22 protein-coding genes are annotated in these 17002 nt (G+C 40.5%); 9 read left to right on the top strand and 13 right to left on the bottom strand.

The features are described 5' to 3' along the window. Positions 1 to 5 precede the first annotated feature (5 nt). The 12 genes from NQ489_RS05295 to NQ489_RS05350 form a co-directional block, all read right to left on the bottom strand. On the bottom strand, positions 6 to 509 hold the full coding sequence (locus NQ489_RS05295; RefSeq protein WP_021651357.1) for an antirestriction protein ArdA: 504 nt from the start codon (positions 507 to 509) through the stop codon (positions 6 to 8). After that, the gene (locus tag NQ489_RS05300; protein WP_021651358.1) at positions 428 to 724 is read right to left on the bottom strand and encodes a hypothetical protein; all 297 of its coding nucleotides are present in this window, start codon (positions 722 to 724) and stop codon (positions 428 to 430) included. Before NQ489_RS05300 ends, NQ489_RS05295 begins: the two co-directional genes overlap by 82 nt. A gap of 86 nt (positions 725 to 810) precedes the next feature. Then, positions 811 to 1119, bottom strand: coding sequence for a hypothetical protein (locus tag NQ489_RS05305; RefSeq protein ID WP_021651359.1), 309 nt, complete (start codon positions 1117 to 1119; stop codon positions 811 to 813). A gap of 73 nt (positions 1120 to 1192) precedes the next feature. Beyond that, positions 1193 to 1414: a hypothetical protein gene (locus NQ489_RS05310; RefSeq protein WP_002323342.1), complete on the bottom strand. Its 222-nt coding sequence runs from the start codon at positions 1412 to 1414 to the stop codon at positions 1193 to 1195. A gap of 1 nt (position 1415) precedes the next feature. Continuing rightward, entirely contained in the window at positions 1416 to 1526 is a 111-nt protein-coding gene (locus tag NQ489_RS05315; protein ID WP_442863930.1) for a DUF3789 domain-containing protein, read from the bottom strand. A gap of 36 nt (positions 1527 to 1562) precedes the next feature. Further along, a complete protein-coding gene (mobT, locus tag NQ489_RS05320; protein WP_021651361.1) occupies positions 1563 to 2759 on the bottom strand; it encodes a MobT family relaxase in 1197 nt (398 codons plus the stop codon). A 149-nt stretch (positions 2760 to 2908) separates the two neighbouring features. Next, a complete protein-coding gene (locus NQ489_RS05325) occupies positions 2909 to 3400 on the bottom strand; it encodes a hypothetical protein (protein WP_025481229.1) in 492 nt (163 codons plus the stop codon). After that, entirely contained in the window at positions 3393 to 4784 is a 1392-nt protein-coding gene (locus NQ489_RS05330) for an FtsK/SpoIIIE domain-containing protein (RefSeq protein WP_044961483.1), read from the bottom strand. Before NQ489_RS05330 ends, NQ489_RS05325 begins: the two co-directional genes overlap by 8 nt. 98 nt (positions 4785 to 4882) lie before the next feature. Continuing rightward, positions 4883 to 5647 carry an MBL fold metallo-hydrolase gene (locus NQ489_RS05335; RefSeq protein ID WP_010723735.1) on the bottom strand — a complete coding sequence of 255 codons (765 nt, stop codon included), beginning with the start codon at positions 5645 to 5647 and terminating at the stop codon, positions 4883 to 4885. A gap of 101 nt (positions 5648 to 5748) precedes the next feature. Beyond that, on the bottom strand, positions 5749 to 6132 hold the full coding sequence (locus tag NQ489_RS05340) for a YdcP family protein (RefSeq protein ID WP_010723736.1): 384 nt from the start codon (positions 6130 to 6132) through the stop codon (positions 5749 to 5751). Between the two features lie 15 nt (positions 6133 to 6147). Then, entirely contained in the window at positions 6148 to 6474 is a 327-nt protein-coding gene (locus tag NQ489_RS05345; protein ID WP_021651363.1) for a YdcP family protein, read from the bottom strand. Positions 6475 to 6709: 235 nt separating this feature from the next. Next, positions 6710 to 9760, bottom strand: a complete 3051-nt coding sequence (locus tag NQ489_RS05350; protein ID WP_044961484.1) for an SrtB-anchored collagen-binding adhesin — start codon at positions 9758 to 9760, stop codon at positions 6710 to 6712. A 364-nt stretch (positions 9761 to 10124) separates the two neighbouring features. Between NQ489_RS05350 and NQ489_RS05355 the strand changes: the two genes are divergently transcribed. From NQ489_RS05355 to NQ489_RS05370, 4 genes are all read left to right on the top strand, one after another. Further along, positions 10125 to 10355 carry an HPr family phosphocarrier protein gene (locus NQ489_RS05355; protein WP_015527198.1) on the top strand — a complete coding sequence of 77 codons (231 nt, stop codon included), beginning with the start codon at positions 10125 to 10127 and terminating at the stop codon, positions 10353 to 10355. Between the two features lie 216 nt (positions 10356 to 10571). Next, positions 10572 to 10850, top strand: coding sequence for an autorepressor SdpR family transcription factor (locus tag NQ489_RS05360; protein ID WP_015527197.1), 279 nt, complete (start codon positions 10572 to 10574; stop codon positions 10848 to 10850). Beyond that, a complete protein-coding gene (locus tag NQ489_RS05365; RefSeq protein ID WP_326929022.1) occupies positions 10837 to 11496 on the top strand; it encodes an SdpI family protein in 660 nt (219 codons plus the stop codon). The genes NQ489_RS05360 and NQ489_RS05365 overlap by 14 nt, the downstream gene beginning before the upstream one ends. A gap of 157 nt (positions 11497 to 11653) precedes the next feature. Beyond that, positions 11654 to 12085 (top strand): hypothetical protein, encoded by a 432-nt coding sequence (locus NQ489_RS05370; RefSeq protein WP_015527195.1) that lies wholly within the window; start codon positions 11654 to 11656, stop codon positions 12083 to 12085. A gap of 35 nt (positions 12086 to 12120) precedes the next feature. Here the strand turns inward: NQ489_RS05370 and NQ489_RS05375 are convergent, their stop codons facing one another. After that, on the bottom strand, positions 12121 to 12651 hold the full coding sequence (locus NQ489_RS05375) for an IS630 family transposase (protein ID WP_084449127.1): 531 nt from the start codon (positions 12649 to 12651) through the stop codon (positions 12121 to 12123). Positions 12652 to 13245: 594 nt separating this feature from the next. Here NQ489_RS05375 and NQ489_RS05380 point away from each other — a divergent pair. From NQ489_RS05380 to NQ489_RS05400, 5 genes are all read left to right on the top strand, one after another. Further along, positions 13246 to 13497: a helix-turn-helix transcriptional regulator gene (locus NQ489_RS05380; RefSeq protein ID WP_138270063.1), complete on the top strand. Its 252-nt coding sequence runs from the start codon at positions 13246 to 13248 to the stop codon at positions 13495 to 13497. 46 nt (positions 13498 to 13543) lie between these two features. Then, positions 13544 to 13705 (top strand): hypothetical protein, encoded by a 162-nt coding sequence (locus tag NQ489_RS05385; RefSeq protein WP_021650642.1) that lies wholly within the window; start codon positions 13544 to 13546, stop codon positions 13703 to 13705. Between the two features lie 225 nt (positions 13706 to 13930). Next, complete coding sequence (locus NQ489_RS05390; protein WP_021650644.1) at positions 13931 to 14455, top strand: GNAT family N-acetyltransferase; 525 nt, start codon at positions 13931 to 13933, stop codon at positions 14453 to 14455. A 297-nt stretch (positions 14456 to 14752) separates the two neighbouring features. Beyond that, on the top strand, positions 14753 to 16024 hold the full coding sequence (locus NQ489_RS05395) for an ABC transporter substrate-binding protein (RefSeq protein WP_044960957.1): 1272 nt from the start codon (positions 14753 to 14755) through the stop codon (positions 16022 to 16024). Positions 16025 to 16092: 68 nt separating this feature from the next. After that, the gene (locus tag NQ489_RS05400; protein WP_021650646.1) at positions 16093 to 16992 is read left to right on the top strand and encodes a carbohydrate ABC transporter permease; all 900 of its coding nucleotides are present in this window, start codon (positions 16093 to 16095) and stop codon (positions 16990 to 16992) included. The last annotated feature ends 10 nt before the right edge of the window (positions 16993 to 17002 follow it).

A 17002-nucleotide genomic window follows, 5' to 3' on the forward strand; every position in this document is an offset into this window, starting at 1 on the left:
ATTTCCTACTCTGGCAGTTCAAAGATACCGTGTTCCGTTACTAAAAATTTCCCGTGTTCCTGCAAGTGAGAAGCGTAGGCTTCAAAGTCAAAATAGTATTCTTGACAGTCCTCGGATAAATGCTTAAATGTCGGGTCGTTCATCAGCTTTTGCCTTGCAACGTCTATCATGCTTTTACAGTCGGGATAAACCATAATCACGTTCCTGCAAATATAAAGTGCTTCTAAATTTTCATATATAGTAAGTAGTGATACATATTCTTCCTGCATATCGCTTGAAAGCTGGCGGTACATAAAATCTAATTCGTTGAGCTGATACACGCTTGTATGTTCGTGGACTTCATCAGCAAAGGGCAGTACCTTTTCGATAATGCGGTAATCCCCACTTTCTGCACCGACACCTAACTTTTCTTCAAACTCGGCAATATCTATCGGCAGTTCAAACCAGTATGATATTGTTTCTTCGTCAGTTGTTCCTCTCGTTTCCACCAGCACCCTTGTTTCCTGCATTGTTCCTCACGTCCTTTCTGTTGTTTCATCACATCTTTTAAGGTCTGGTACGGCATACCAAACACATACTTTGAAAAATCTTCTAACTGTATTGCTTCATAATCGGCAGGGTTCAGCCGTTTCATTTCATGCCACACCTTACGCTTGTAAGAGGGCAGGTCGGAAATGTATTCACAGCCAACGTTTGCCTGCATATCCTTAAAAATATCGTTCATTTCATCACTCCAATCTGAAATTTTGGTAAGAAAAAAGCAGTCAATCCTAAGACCAACTGCTTTGCATATAAATATAAATTTGGAAACTAAAATTTTCGGAAGTTTTTTTGTATTTTGTGTAGCCATAGTCCAGCAATACCAGCTATAATTGCCAAGAAAAAAACTGCGGTAGGAATAGAATGATTTTTTACTATAATCGCAATTACCCCAGATACTAAAATACCAATCCCTACGAATAAAACAGGTTTTCCTAATTCTTTTGCATATTCTTTTTTGTTATCAGTAGTATCAAATACTTTACCATGAACAAAAGAGTAATTTCCCTTTAATAAAGAAATACTCACGAATATAAGGATAGCAGAAACAAACCACATCATTATACTAAATCCTAACATAACATATCGCTTCCTAAAGTTGTATTTTTACATCCATATTATATCACCCAATTAACAACATCACAATAAAAATTTATGCACCGATAATCTTGTTGAACAGCTCTAACAGTACATCTTTCACACCGCCAGCATTGAACACCAAGCCAACAGCAATCAAGGCAACTACCAAGAAACCGATAAGTTTGGAAAACTCACGTTTGAACCCTAAGTAGATACCGATAACCACAATCGCCATAAGCACTAAGCTCTGTGCGTTTGATAAAAACCATTGATACAAATTTTGCCCGAAATTCATGTTATTTGTCCTCGCTTTCTTTTAATTGTTTCATTTCATAGTCAGCTTCTTTGCCGACATTCAAAATACACATCAAGACTACGCCGATACCCATTCCCATAGATACCAGCAGGAAGTCTTTTAATAATACCCACATTTTTTATCACTCCTAACTTTCCACCAAATCTTTTGCAGGGGTCGTCTGCTGTTTGATTATCATTTCATGCTTTTCTGTGAGCTTTGCCTGCTGTTCGATTGTTTCCATGTAGTCTGTACCGTTTCCCTTATCAATCTTTTTCAGCATTTTCAAGGTCGGTGCTACCTGCCGTTGTACCCACCGCAATGTGCGGTCTAAGGTGTAAGGCTCTGGCTTTGTCGTCAGCTTCAAGCTCTGTCTGTTATCGCCGATAAACCAAGCCCAGCGGTCATTGAGTTTCCAGTCATTTTTTCGCTTGTCTGGTTCTTCATCAACAAACCGCACATACTGGTTGATGATAGAAAAGGCGGTCTGTTCTGCGTCATAATACGTCAGCAAATCTCGTACTGCATAATAGGCTCGTTCATTTCTAAGCCGTATCTCAAAACGGTTGATAATGTCGGCTTCTTCCAGAGGTGTCCCCAGCTTGACGTACTGCTCATAGTCCTTTTCATAGACACAGAAATACACATCTGATTTCAGCGAACCAAGATAAAGGGTACGTCCCATATATTCTCTGTCGTCCTCTCTGTGCTTGATAAGCTCGCCCGACTGGTAAAACTTATAGCTTCTGGACTTTCCGATATATTCCCGTTTCCTGCATTTTTCCGCAAGCTCTGGAATATCCAAAATGCCCGTATGGTCGTTGATAGCTAGGTCGATACGCTTCATCACGCCCCCGTCTATGAGTGCGTCCATGAGGAAGTCATACCAGCTTCTTTGCTGTGCCAGCAGGTAACTTTCAAACTGCCTGCAACCTCGCCCCTTTAACTCTAAAAGGACACCTTTTTCTTCGTCAGCCGACGTATAGATAAAGATGTCCCCTAATGAATAATGCTCCGTATAACTGTAACGTCCGTAATCTTCATGGAGCATATAATTGATATTCAGTTTTAATATATCTTTGATGATGTGCTGTATATCCAGCGTGGGAAAACGAATTTTCACATAATCAAACAGCATGGTAAGCGGTGCTTCTGGATTGAACCTTGCCAGTTCTTTATGCAGAGTTTCCAGAAGTTCCTTTGACGGCTTCATTTTTCCGCTTTCTATCTTGTTGAGATATTCCCTTGTGATACCAGAAGCCACCGCCAGCCTGCCTTGTGAGATACCGTAAGCAATCCGTTTCTCCCGTAATTCTTTTATCCATTGTTCTTCATTCAGAACCATACCCCCAATCTGTAAAGTGTGAAGTTTTTTAAGGCGACTTCACAACTGAATTTTGCAAGGAAATCATACCAGAAGCCTTATGTTTCCTATGTTTTTTGTCTATTGTCTATTTGCAAACGTACCCCTCTGTTAGATACCGAGGGGTTTAATCAGCGGACGGGACAAGCCCCGTCCGCCAAGAACGGAACTTGCGGTTGAGAACCGCAAAACCCGTCCTTGTCGTCCGTGTCTGTGTCCTGCTGTGAACCTTGTATGCCCTCATAGAGAACCGCAAAATCTATTCTTTCATCTGAAAGTGCTTCTTTCATTTCATCAGACAGTCCTTTAAGAAATACATTACATTGCAGACAAGACTTATCTAAAACTCGAAATCGAAAATAAATTATCCTGCTTTCAATGCAATGTCTGCTTTCCAACCTCATTCTAAACTTATGAGGAATGTTGATTTTTTCACGAATAACATCATCAATGATTTTATCTATCCTTGAATGAAATCGTAAATTTGGATTGACAGAATAATTTAAGAAACAATCTAACATATATTTCCTGCAATCCGCTGTAAAAATATCTGTATTCAAGCACAAACAGAGGTAATTTTTCTCTGTGGGTGCGTGATAAATATTTAATGTGTCCTTATTCAATCACATCTTCCTTTCCTTGTTGTTCTGGCATAGCTTGTCTTTCTTGTGCAAGTCTGCCGATAGTTTGTAAAAAATCATGTCCTTTCGGGACTAAAGGCGTGTAAAATTCACTGATGACGCTTGTTCCCACATCACAGTAGCCACGCCCCTTGATACGCTTCTGGAAAAACTGCTTTTTCACATCAGAACCGAACAGCATACCGTAACCTAATTCGCTGATACGCCCCAATCCCACACGGAAATTGAAGTTATCTCTGATACCGTCCGAGAAATACTTTGCGTCTGGACGCTGGCAGGCAACAATAAGGAAATAACCTGCTTGTCGCCCTAACATAACGATTTTCTTTAACTGGCTAAGTAAACTCACGCTTTCTTTCGTCCCCAGCATTTCAAAAAACGCCACATATTCATCAAAGATAAGAAAGCAGGGTGGCAGTCCCAGATAGGCGTAGTTTTCACCCGTCTTATAGTTCGGGTGTCGTTTCATTTCCTCGCTTCGCTGTACCATGCCCTCATAAAAGGCATTGACGCAATCTATCATTTCTTCTTTGGTATGGTAGACGTTTGGCATGACCGTTCCTAAGTCCGCAAGGTCGCTATTCTTCGGGTCTAAGATGTAAAGGACAGCGTTGGTATGCAGTAAGGCTTCAATGAGCGTCAGCAGAAAATAGGTTTTACCGCCACCAGTTCCACCAGCAATCAGAGCGTGAGGGAGTGCGTCATATTCCCAGACAAGATTTTTCATCAGCTTTAAACAGCCGTTTTCTGCCCGTACTTCATCAATGGTAATGCGGTTTGCTATCATATCATAAAGCAGGGTATATTCGATATAGCCGTCATGCAAAGTCTTGTCGGTCAGCTCACAATATAAACCACTTTCCAACTTATCCTCTAACCGTAAAAGCTGGTCTTGATATTTTCCCAGCGTGATTTCACAGCGGATATGAAGCAGTCCCTTTTCCATTTGATAATAAATCTTCGGAAACCAGACGATTTTTTCCCTTGATCTGCTTTGCAGGTCAGTAAAAAAACCGCTGTCTTGTACGGTATCGGCTTCATACCACTTATTTTCCAGTATCATTCTTGCCAGCTTTTGACGGTGCAGGAGCTTCTTGAAACCGTCGTAACAGAAGCGGTAATACAGAAAAGCGACCAATGCACAAACACCAGTCGCTATCCCTATGGTTATGAAGTTGTAAGGGGAAAGCGTCAAGCCGTTCTCTAACAAGCTGAAATGCTCCCAATCGGTACACATGAGCTGTTTCATATTCAGTAACAGGAGAACCGTCACGAATATAAACAGAAGCGTTCCTATGGAGAAGTGGTAGACAAGGTGCTTGTCGCTGGCTCTGATACGGTGTCCTTTGTTCCAAATCATACGCATAAATCAATCACTCCTTTCTGGGGATGAAAAAAGCAGTCAATCCTAAGACTAACTGCTTTGTGTGTAGGGATATAAAATTGTAAAACTAAGATTGCATTTCAGATATGGATTTGAAACCCCTCATAGCTGAAAATACCATTCCCTTGTTTTAATTTCCCTTCATTTGACAAGTTGTGAAAAGCTGTCTCTATCTTGTCAATTATAGTAACTGGAATAGATAAATGATGATGTCCTGGCAAAATTCGACTTATCTTTAAAGATTGAATTTTTCTAACAGACTTCCAAAATTCTTGTGGGTTTGTTGATGGATAAAAAGCATCAAGGCAACCGCTATATATCAAATCGCCGGAATACAGATATTTTCTATCCGCTTCATAGAAACAACAATGTCCGGGAGAATGACCGGGCGTGTGAATAACTACCAACTTTCTGTTCCCTAAGTCAATACAATCTTCATCATGTAAAATCATTTGCGGAACCCCTTGAAAAATCTGATATTTCTCTACATTAAAATCCGAGGGGAAATCACATGGATTGCACATAATATTGTTTTTTACCACTTGCAAAGGTATAGGGAATTTGACCGATAGCCATTCTTTTTCTGCTTCATGAACTGCAATAGACCGAAAATATTTATGTCCACCGATATGATCCCAATGAACATGAGTAGTGATTACTGTAACGGGCAGTTTCGTCAATCCATCAATAACCTCTCTGATGTTGGAAACACCTAAACCTGTATCAATCAGAATGGCTCTTTTTGTCCCACACAATAGATAACAATGTGTTTCTTCCCAGTGTCTGTATTCGCTGATGACGAATGTATCTTGGTCTATTTGTTCGACGGTAAACCAACTGTCCATATACTATTCTCACTCCCTAAAAATTTTAATTTGTCGCTTTCTTCATACCCATATTATAACAGTTCCGTATATCCTCTACAACGAAAATCTATTCAGCAAGTCTATTTTTTCGGTTGTCCCTGCGGTGCATGGTTTTGTGGATTGCCTGCGTTCTGGTTGCCTTTATTCTTCAACACAATATCCTCTGCCTTTACATACCAGTCCACATCTGCACCACCAAACGTCTTTCTTGATACCGTATCGGCTACGGGATTGACAAGCTCCACAACTGCATTGTACGGAAATTCCCTTAGCGGTACTTCTGGCGGTACAGACACGGGGATAATTCCACCATGCAGACTGCACTTCAAATCATAGATACGCTTTTTAAGCTGGGTACTCGGTGTCCCGTCCTCATTCTGCAAGAACACATCACGCACCGCTGTAAATTTTAATTCTCCAAATGTTTTCTCTTTGTCAATAACAAATCCGTTTGATAATCTCATAAATGCTTCACTCCTTTACTTTTCTTCAACTGCTACAATATCATCAGCAAGCAACACATAATCGGTATGTCCCATATCCCCGATTGCGTAACCTCTGCCGTATAACTTCGGATTGACAAGTTTTACTTTCTGTTCATACTTGAACTTCTTTTCGCCAGCCTGCACGGGAATTTCCACTACAACATTTTCGCCTTTCTGTACATCTGAATAAAGGTTGTAGCTTCGTCTGGCTATAACCTTGCGGTTGTTTTTATCCCTTTCAAAGACAGGCTCGCTTTCGCCTGCAAATTCAAGAGTTCCAAAAGACTGTGCCATATCTGGCACGACATATTTCATTTCCATATTGTTTTACCTCGTTTCTTTCTATATTTGATAAGTTTTTTGATTGTGATTTCTTATTCTGGCGGTTTGGAAAGTACCAACAATCCCACAGATAGTAAAGGGGAAAATCAATGCTTCGCACCCTTGACTATCCGTGTTCTTGCAGGTTGTTGGCAGACAAGCCAGAATAAGCGGAAGTCTGCCGATACGGTATCGGCGGAGAACGTGATTTTCCTTTTCTCATACTGTTACCGCCTTATGATTTCTTCATTTTACGGCGTTTATAGAAGAAAATACCTGCCAGCCCAGCACCAGAAGTCATAAGAAGTGCAAGCAGTCCGTAAAGGTTAGTACTATCGCCAGTTTTTGGACTGTTTGTTTTATGTGGTGTATCTGGTGTCTGCGGTATTTCGGGTTTCTCTGGTTCTTCTGGGACTTCTGGTTTTTCCTTAAAGGTAATCGTCTGTCCCTCGTCCTCAATGTCTTTATGCTCGGTAACTTTCTTCGGCTCGTCTGGATTGCTTAAATCGTATAATTCTTCAAAAGTTACCAGCTGTTTGCCGTCAAGGGAAGTAGCGTCAAAGGTAAAGGTAACTTCCACTTTCATAGTTTCGCTGTCAGCAGTAAACGTATAATCACTTTCCACATGTTTTCCATTGATAAGAAGCTCTGCATTTTCTTCTTTCAACATCTGCCAGCCCACAAGTTTGTACTGTGTACCGACTTCTAAGCCCTCTAAGGTTACGGTATCAACGATTGTTACCTCTTTTCCAGCTTCAAGCTCTTTGTTGCCGTCCTTATCGGTAGCAGTCGTATGAATTTTGATGATACGCTCTGTAATAAGTACCGTCTGCCCGTCGTCCTCAATGTCTTTGTGTTCCGCAACTTTTACAGGTTCTTTTGGATTGCTCAAATCATACAATTCTTCAAAGGTAACAAGGTTCTTGCCACCTAAAGCAGACGCATTGAATGTATAGGAAATTTCCACTTTCATTTCTTCCTTATCAGCGACAAAGGTATAATCATTTTCCACACGTTTCCCGTCAATGATAAGCTCTGTATTTTCTTCCTTTAACATCTGCCAGCCTTTGAGCTGATATTTTGTGCCTTTGGTAAGTCCGTCCAATTTGACGGTATCAACAATCGTAACCTCTTTTCCTGCAAGGATAGTCTTTTCGCCGTCCTTGCTGGTCGCTGTGGTATGGATAGAGATTTCTTTTTCGTATTCATCAGTCAAAGTCCCTAAATCAATCACAAGGTTATTTCTTGATACCACGATTTCAAAAGGTGGGATAAGTTCAAATCCCTTGTTGCTGTCAGAGCGTAATTCTTCAATGATGTAGGTATCATAAGGTAATGCACCCTTGCTGTCGTCTGGTTCAGAAGTCCCAAACCATATACCGTCCTCGCTGGTCTTGCCTGCGTTGGTATTGTGCTTATGAGAAGCCCATTCAGCAGAAGTGGAGAACTGCCCGTTATCATCAGTTACCACAACATGATGTTCGCCCGTCGTCTTGCTTGTGATCCTAAAGGGAACATCAGCAAGACGCTTGTGTGTGCCTGCACCGATTTTCACGCCCTCAATATCCCCACGCTTAATCTGATTGTAGATAGAATGGGCTTTGTCGGTTAAGTCCACAATTTTTCCATTTTCTGTGATTGTAAAATCAATCGGTTTTGCACCGTCAGTCAAATATCCGTTTGGAGCTTCACTTTCAACGATACGAAACTTTCCATAAGGTAAAAGGTCGGCAGAAGTAGAAGCGACACCCTCAATATCGGTACGAATTGTCTTTACCACTTCATTTTTTTTGTATAGCTTGCCCTCAACCAATACTGCATTATCATTTAAGGAAATGATGTCAAAGGCAGTATCTTTCAAAGTGGCACTTCCTTGTGGCTTTGTATCGCCCGTTTCTAAATCTCGTTTCTGAATTTTGACACCGCCACGGATAACCTTGTCAGAAACGGAAAACTGGTTACTTCCAGATAATACGGCAAGGTCGCCGTCCTCGGTAATCTGTGTTACATATAAGCCCTTAATCTGTTCGGACTTATCGCCAGCCTGCATATATGCACCGTCAAGTAAGTAGCCATTTGGAGCTTTCGTTTCTTCAACGGTTAGTGTTCCAAGTGGAAAAACGGCTTTACCGTCTTGCATATAGAAGCTGTCGCCAGACACCTTGTATGCGTCCGCTAATTTTGTGATGTAGTGGGTTGTCCCGTCGCTGTCTGTTTCAGCGATTGTCTTTGTAACCCATGTACGAGTAGCTTCGGCAGGGAGATTGTCTTTAGTATAGAAGCCTGCATAATACTTCCATGTAAATTCCGCACCTGCTAGAGAAGCGTTTCCTTGCGGATTGTCTTTCTGTGTTTCCATGTCAATCTTGAAAAGCTCAATCAAAGTATCCGTTACTTTTGGCGTATCAGATACGTTCAATGTCGCTGTCTTTCCAGCTTCAATCTTTAAGGAATATACAGTTTTATCTACTTTATATCCTGCTGGTGCGGATAATTCCTTGATATAGACTGTGCCTGCTTTTACCTCTACAACATCTGTATTTCCGTTTTCATCAGTCGTAAGGGTGGCAAGCTGTTTCGTGCAGTCCTTATCAGAAAAGACACCGTAGATTGCACCAGCGACAGAGTAATTCCCGTTACCGTTTGTAATGCTGGTATTACTGGAAGTCTTTTGTAGTTTCGCATTTCCGACATTCAGTTTCGTCCAGAATTGTCCTAATTCCTGCCCCTCGCCAGAGTAGATATAACCGCCACATTCATAGCGTCCTTTATTCTCTTTGACAAAGGCTTTTGCACCAGAGAAAACTTCGTCCTGTGTTGCCTTTGGAATTTCATCATAAGAAGCTCGCACGTTATCACATTGCCAGCCAAGATGTACGCTCAATCTCTGCCAGACAACACATTGTTCCAACAGATAGACTTGCTTGTAATTCAGTTCCTTGTGAGCTTCGCCATACTGTTTGACATACTCTAAGGATAACGCCACATCTGAAATCTGGTCGGCACTCATGCGTGAGCTTGCGTCAGCTCTGGTCTTGTAACCATTTTTGAAATCTGTATTGATGTCAATACAATAGGCAGTTTCGCCCTCAACTTTCATCATGCCCTCATTGAATGTAGAACCGATAGAACCGTCATTCATTACTTTTTCAATGATACCGACCCGCTCTGCACTTTCCGTCCAGTATTGCTTACTTTCTGCATGAACGGGTGTACTCGGTAAAGCAGTAACGACAGTTGCAAGAGCTAAGAAGCCCGTACACAATCGTTTCCATGTCTTTTTCATAAGTCTAATGCTCCTTTCATTTTGGGTAATAAAATAGCCGTCCATAATGAACGGCTGAAAATAGAAAAGGAACGTCATGTTAGGCGTTCCATAGTCTATGAAATATTCAATTTTTTCTTGTTTCAATACTGATGTGCTGTACCATATCTTTGCATATCTAGGAAAACTTGCGTATCAAGGCTCATTCAATGGTAGTAAATAAGTAGTAAATTGATGTGTTTGTTTCCTTGAAAATGCTGATAGATACTGTGTTTTAGCGGATAATCAGATTTTTATTGTGTTTTAATAATAAAAATTACTCTATACAAATAATTATATCATAGTAAAATAGTAGTATAGATAGAGAAAAGAGGTGAAAAAAACGATGACAGTAAAAAAAGTACAGTTTGAGAGCATGGATGAAGTGAACCGTTTTCTTGATGTGACGGAGCATTTTCCGTTTGCAGTGGATCTGAAAAGGGGAAGCAGAACGGTAAATGGCAAATCCATTCTTGGAGTTGCATCCATTGGCCTTGGAAGAGAGATGGACTTTTGTGCACATGTGCCGGAGCTTGCGCCGGAGATCACATCCAGTCTTGGTTTTTGCATGAGGTAGGTTTAAGAGGGGAAAAAATAAATAATGGTTGATCGATGGTGAATGAGGATATCGTAAGATCGCAGAGGCGATGATCGGTATCCTCATTTTTTTATAGATGACAAATGTAAGTATTTAGAAAAAAATCTAAATACTTATTGACTGGGAAATTCGAAAATGCTATATTCTATTTAGAAATATTTCTAAATACTATCTGAAAGGAGGAAGACATACACGATGGCGTTTGCGGAAACCTTCAAGGCACTTTCGGATCCTGTGCGGAGAGAAATCCTGCAGCTTCTGAAAAACGGGAAAATGTCAGCCGGTGAGATCGGAGGACATTTTGACATGACGGGTGCAACCATATCCTATCATCTGAAAATTTTGAAGAAAGCAGATCTTGTGTGGGAAACGAAGGTGAAGAATTTCGTGTATTATGAACTGAATACCACAGTTGTAGAGGAGCTGCTTCTGTGGCTCAGTGATCTGAAAGGGGGAAAGAATGATGAAAGGTGAAGAAAGAAAAGAGTTTCTGAAGGAATATAAAATGTCCCTGATCTCCGGGAGTATCCTTACGATCTCACCGTCACTGGCAGGGATCCTGCTGTGGAACCGTCTGCCGGAGAAGATCGCAACACATTTTGATCAGCACAATGTGGCCAACGGCTGGAGCAGCAAGCCGATGGCAGTTTTTGGAATTCCATTTCTGCTTTTGCTGATCCATTTGTTTTGCGTGTTTTTTACAGCCAATGATCCAAAGAGAAAAAATATCAACAGGCGTATTTTTACCATGGTCCTGTGGCTGGTTCCGGTGGTGTCTGTGATCACCTGCATGTCAATCTATGGTCTTGCTCTGGGTATGGACATTGATATAGGTGTGATCGTGAATATCATGGTGGGGATCATGTTTATCATTCTCGGAAATTACGTTCATAAGGTGAAACAGAATTATACAGTGGGAATGAAGCTTCCCTGGACCTTGAACAGCGAGGAGAACTGGAACCGTACCAACCGTATGACAGGCTGGATACTGATCCTGTCAGGGCTGCTTTTTCTTATGAATTCGCTGCTCCTGAAAACGGAAATTGTTTTTGCGGTAATTTTGCTGGTCATCCTTGTGCCAATGATCTATTCATTTATTCTTTATAAAAAGGGAATCTGAGAAAATAATTTCGGACCGTCACTGTCAGAAAAAAGGCAGTGGCGGCTTCTTTTTTATCAAAAAATAATGTTCAAACAAAGCGGTACGTGATATGATAATGTCATACAAAAGCATTTTCTCGAACACTATAAACAGACAGCAGACAGGAGGGATCATTATGACAGAATTAAGCCGTTTTCAAAAAGATGTGGAAGTTGCTGCCACTGCTCTTGAAATGCGGGCGGAGAACGAGGATGCCAAAGAAGAGGCCATTCATCTTTACCGGAAATTCGGAAGTACCAAGCAGGAGCCGCTGCGGCTGGCAGTTGCCCTGCGGGGATATTTTCTGGAGGAAGGTGTGGAGGAAGAGGAACGCGCGCATTATGGAGCATATCTTAAGAAAAGGATCCGTCCGGCTGTGGAACGCCTGATCCTGGAAGATGACTGGGAAAAGATCGAGAAGCTTTATGAGAACGAATGGTTTGGGGAACAGGAGCTGGAGGTGTTCCTGAAACTGGCTGAAGAGTGGAGGAGACCTGCAGCGCTGATGGGACTTCTCCATTTGAAAAAAGCAAATTATGGATTTAAAGAGAAGGAATTTGAATTGTAAATAAATCTGGTGAAAAACTATAGCAATCCAATAAATTATTGCACATAATTACACGAATGAAACCACCCTATGCAGTCCTTTGGACGAATTGTTAAAAATCCTTTTGAAATAGCTGATGGTAATTCCGATGCAATCCGTATCTTTTCTTTCCTTAAAAATGCTTTGAGTTTTGACCACATCTTTTCAATCGGATTCAGATCCGGACTATACGGGGGTAAATACAGATAGGTTACTTTTGAGCTGTCCAGTAGCTGTTTCACCACTTTTGCATGATGGGAACGCATATTATCCATAACGATAATGTCTGCTTCTGAAAGCGTCGGCAGCAACTTTGTTTTCAGGTATTCTGCAAACCGCTCTGCAGTAGTTCCTCCCTGATAGACTGTATAGGCACAGTCTCCATTCAGACGTATGGAAGAAAGAACGGTTGTATTGCAGGGCGTGTTGAGTGGAGTTTTATCTACTGCTCTCCGGTTTTTCCATGCTCTGGCATAATGTCGCGTCATATTGATGTTTACTCCGCTTTCGTCCAGAAAGACCAGATGATTTATGTCTCTCTCCGACATATGTTTTTTCCAGTTTCTGCGTTTTTCCCTGACATCGGGGACGCTCCTGCTCTGAGGTATGAAGAGATTTTTTCTTGTAAGAATACCCGAGTTTAATAACTGCCTTGCGGACTGTTTCATTACAAACATGCAGACCAAGTTTATCGATGATTTCATCAATTGTGATATCTGGTTCCTGCTGAACCACCCGGTCAATATTTTGGATATCTTACGGTGTCAGGGCATGTTTACGTCCTCTCTGTGATGTTCTTGTTTTTACAGAACCTGTTTCACGCATTTGTTTTTCCAGGCGGTAAACAGTACTGGTATTCACAGAAAAACACTCTGGGATTTCTTTTGCATTGTGCGTTTTATTCCAAGCTTCAATAAGTAGTTTACGTGTTTCATCATGTAATATAATAATCACCTCTTGACTCTATCATAGTCCTGTTGTCAAGAGTGTGCAGTATTTTTTTGGAGTGCTATAAGAAAATATTGTGAGTATTGAACTGGGGCTGTCGGAAAGACAGCCCCTTTCCTCTACAGGTGGTACGCGAAAAATACAAGTCCTTTTATGCACGTAAGAAAAAACAAAGTGCAGAAAGGGCTTATATTATGGAAAAACAGAAAAAAACATGGAACAAAATAATAGGAGAAAACATACGAAGACTGCGAATCAGTCATAATGAGACTCAGGCAGAACTGGGGGAGAGCATTGGTTATGGTTCTACAACTATTGCTAATTATGAAAGCGGAGAACGTCTCCCGGATCTTATAACGGCATATGCGATAGCACAGCGTTATCATGTCGAAATGGAAAAATTGATGGAAGAAGACTTCACGAATCGTGAATACAAAGAGAATTAAAAAGAACTATACTTATAAAAAAGAATAAGTAAAGGAGAAGGAAAGCATGAAAGATAAGGAAATAAACAACTTTATCAGAGAAACAGGTAAAATGGGTGATATCTGGACGAAAGAGCAGGTCAAAGATGTATACCAGAATGTTTCATTGGAGGAGGCGCTGGCAGACCGTCAGAGATCATATGATAAGATGAAGGACATGCTTGACTAGATGAAGAAACTATGAAAGAAGAATCTTCAGACATAGAACTAAATGGACTATCAGATAAACAGATAGTGGATCTTTTGAGAGAAGTAAATCAGGAAGTAATCCAGTCGGCTGGTATTATTTACATGTGGTGAGGGACAAAATATGTTACAATGTAAAACAGATATTAAAATAGTAGCAGGTGATCAGCATAACAGTATTGACCTGTCATGAGCAGGAGAGGGATTGATGAAACAGAACAGCAAAGTAATACATGAAAAATATGAATTCAGAAACATTCATAAGGATGAAATTGAACAGGCTGCAGAGATTGAAAGCATCTGTTTTCCGCCAAATGAAGCGTGTACTTATGAACATATGGAGTCACGAATAAAAAAAGCATCGGATCTTTTTCTGGTTGTTGTGGATCGGGAGACAGGCAAGATTGCAGGTTTTCTTAACGGACTTGCAACAGACAGAGAACATCTGACAGATGACTTTTTTACAGATGCGAATCTACATGATCCGGAGGGCGTAAACATTATGCTTCTTGGGCTGGATGTGCTCCCAGAGTACCAACACCAGGGGCTGGCAAGAAAACTGATGGAACAATATAAGGAAAGAGAGCGCGCCAGGGGAAGAAAGAAGCTGATCCTGACCTGCCTCCCGGATAAGGTTGAGATGTATAAGAAATTTGGCTTTAAAGACCATGGGATCGGCGATTCTGTGTGGGGCGGAGAAGCCTGGCATGAGATGGATAGTATTCTGAACTGATTTTAGCTTACGAAATAAAAAGGAAAATCATAATGGCAATCAATGTAAAAAATAGAATAAAGAGAAATTGCTGAGAAAGCTCCTATGGTGTCGAAAGGCATTGTAGGGGCTTTTTATATTCTTTAAAAACCGCGAAATTGTGAATAATATACAAAAATAATTTGATAAAACCATACATAATGCATGAAATGAAAAAAGCATATTTACAAAATAAAAATTAAATGATATATTAAAAAAAATAAACAATATGAAACCGGTTGACATATGGAAAAAGTCACAATACGAAGGGAGAACAAAATGAAGAAAAAGGTAATTGCACTTGCATTAACAGCATGTATGGTACCAGTTGGTAGTGGGGTGGATGTAATGGCTGCCAAGGGAGATTCCGGGGATAAAATTACATTAAACTGGCAGAGCTATGACAGCTATGATAAATATCAGAAAGTTGTCGAAGCTTTTGAAAAGGAAAATCCGGATATTGAAATTAATTTTGAAGAAGTATCAGATTATGCAACTAAAATTTTGACAGAAGCTACAGCGGGTGACCTTCCGGATCTTATCAACTGTAATACAGGAACTACACAGATTCTTGCAAATGCCGGGGCATTACAGAAATTCGATGTAGATGCACTGAAAGCAGATACAGAATATAAATTTGATGATTTCTGGGATGCTGCAGAAAACTATTGTACATATGATGGTGACTGGTATTCACTTCCATTGGACGGAGGAAATTATGGATGGGTTTACAACGTCGATATGTTTGACAAGTGTGGAATTGAAGTTCCGGAAGATGGATTTACATGGGATGAGTTTACAGATGCATGTAAAACATTAATGGAACACAAAGATGAACTTGGAATCGAATATCCGACAATTATCAATGATCTGTCTTCCGCAATCGATACTATGTATCCATGGATTACAGAAGCTGGTGGAAGCTACTTGAATGATGATGAAACCTGTGGATGGAATTCAGATGAAACCGTTGCGGCTTTCGAATATGTCAAGAGTCTTGTAGATGAAGGTTATGTGCCGGCAATAGAAAAACTGGGAGACGGTTATGATGCACTGATTACAAAATTTAATGCGGGTCAGATTGCTATGTGTCGTGTGGCTCTCTGGAATTCAACATATCTTCAGGACGATGTAAACTGGAAAGCAATGAATGCGCCACGTGCAAATGATGGTACACAGGCAGAAGTACTTTTCCTGAATGGTATTGGCATTTCAAGCAGCTGTGAAAACCCGGAAGCAGCAGAAAAGTTTATTAAATATCTGACCAGCGAAGAGGGGCTTGCATTATATCTTGAAGATAATACATCTCCACAGATTGCAGTAAGAAAGTCTCAGGCAGATCTTTCCGTATCTATGTTTGACGAAAACCATGATATGAAATTGTTTAATACAGGACTGAAATATGCAGGATATATTGACCTTACAGAAACATTTGCAGACCAGCAGACGATCATTGGACAGTATTTTGATGAAATCTGGCATAATGATGCTGATATCAAGAGTACGCTGGATAGCATGGCAGATCAGTTAAATGGTTTACTTGCTCAGTAACTAAGAATAAAAGGATGATATGGAAAATACTCTGTATCATCCCTTGGATTTAACTAGGAGGGATTCATGTGAGTAACGCAAAAACAGTAGTAAAACGTAAAAAAGGAGACTGGCGGATTGCTGTTTTGTTTCTGTTGCCGTCCCTGATTTTGCTGGGATTGTTTGTATTTTGGCCAATGGTAGATTCCATCCACATGTCATTTTATGACTGGAATCCATTAAAAGGTAAGATATTTACAGGATTAGAGAATTATCAAAATCTGCTGAAAGATAAACTCTGGTGGACAAGTCTGGGCAACACGATCAAGTATATCCTGATGAATGTTCCGCCAATTGTCATTTTTTCTATCATTATGTGTGAACTTGTGTTGTTTGCAAATAATAAAAGTGAAGTTATTTCGAAATTTATCAGAGGCAGTTTCTTTTTACCATGTGCACTTTCTCTGGTTGCAACCGGTGTTGCATGGAGATATCTGATGGGAACGAATTATGGTGTTATCAATAACTTCCTGAGTGTATTGGGATTCGAAAAAATTGGCTGGCTGACAGATGGCAAGATTGCACTGGGTTCTATGGCAATCGTAACAATCTGGAGATGGGCAGGATATTACATGGTTATGGTTGTTGCAGGACGTCTGGAAATTTCGCAGGAATTTTTTGAAGCGGCAGATCTGGACGGTGCAAATGCATGGCATAAATTTGTTTATATTACATTGCCGCAGCTGAAACCAGTTCTTACATATATTATTCTCATGTGTGTAATCGGTACGTTCCAGGAATTTGATCTTGTTTATACGATGACAAATGGTGGACCTGGAACAAGTACGTATTTAACTGGGCTGACATTATATAAGACTGCTTTCTCATCTTTGAAAATGGGATATTCCTGTACAATGGCAGTATTTATCTTTATTCTTTCGATTATTATTTCGGTTGTACAGTTAAAGTTGACAAGTGACAAAGATTGAGAAGGGAGAA

The sequence above is a fragment of the Blautia sp. KLE_1732_HM_1032 genome (genome assembly GCF_025147905.1).
GTDB lineage: Bacteria > Bacillota > Clostridia > Lachnospirales > Lachnospiraceae > Blautia_A > Blautia_A fusiformis.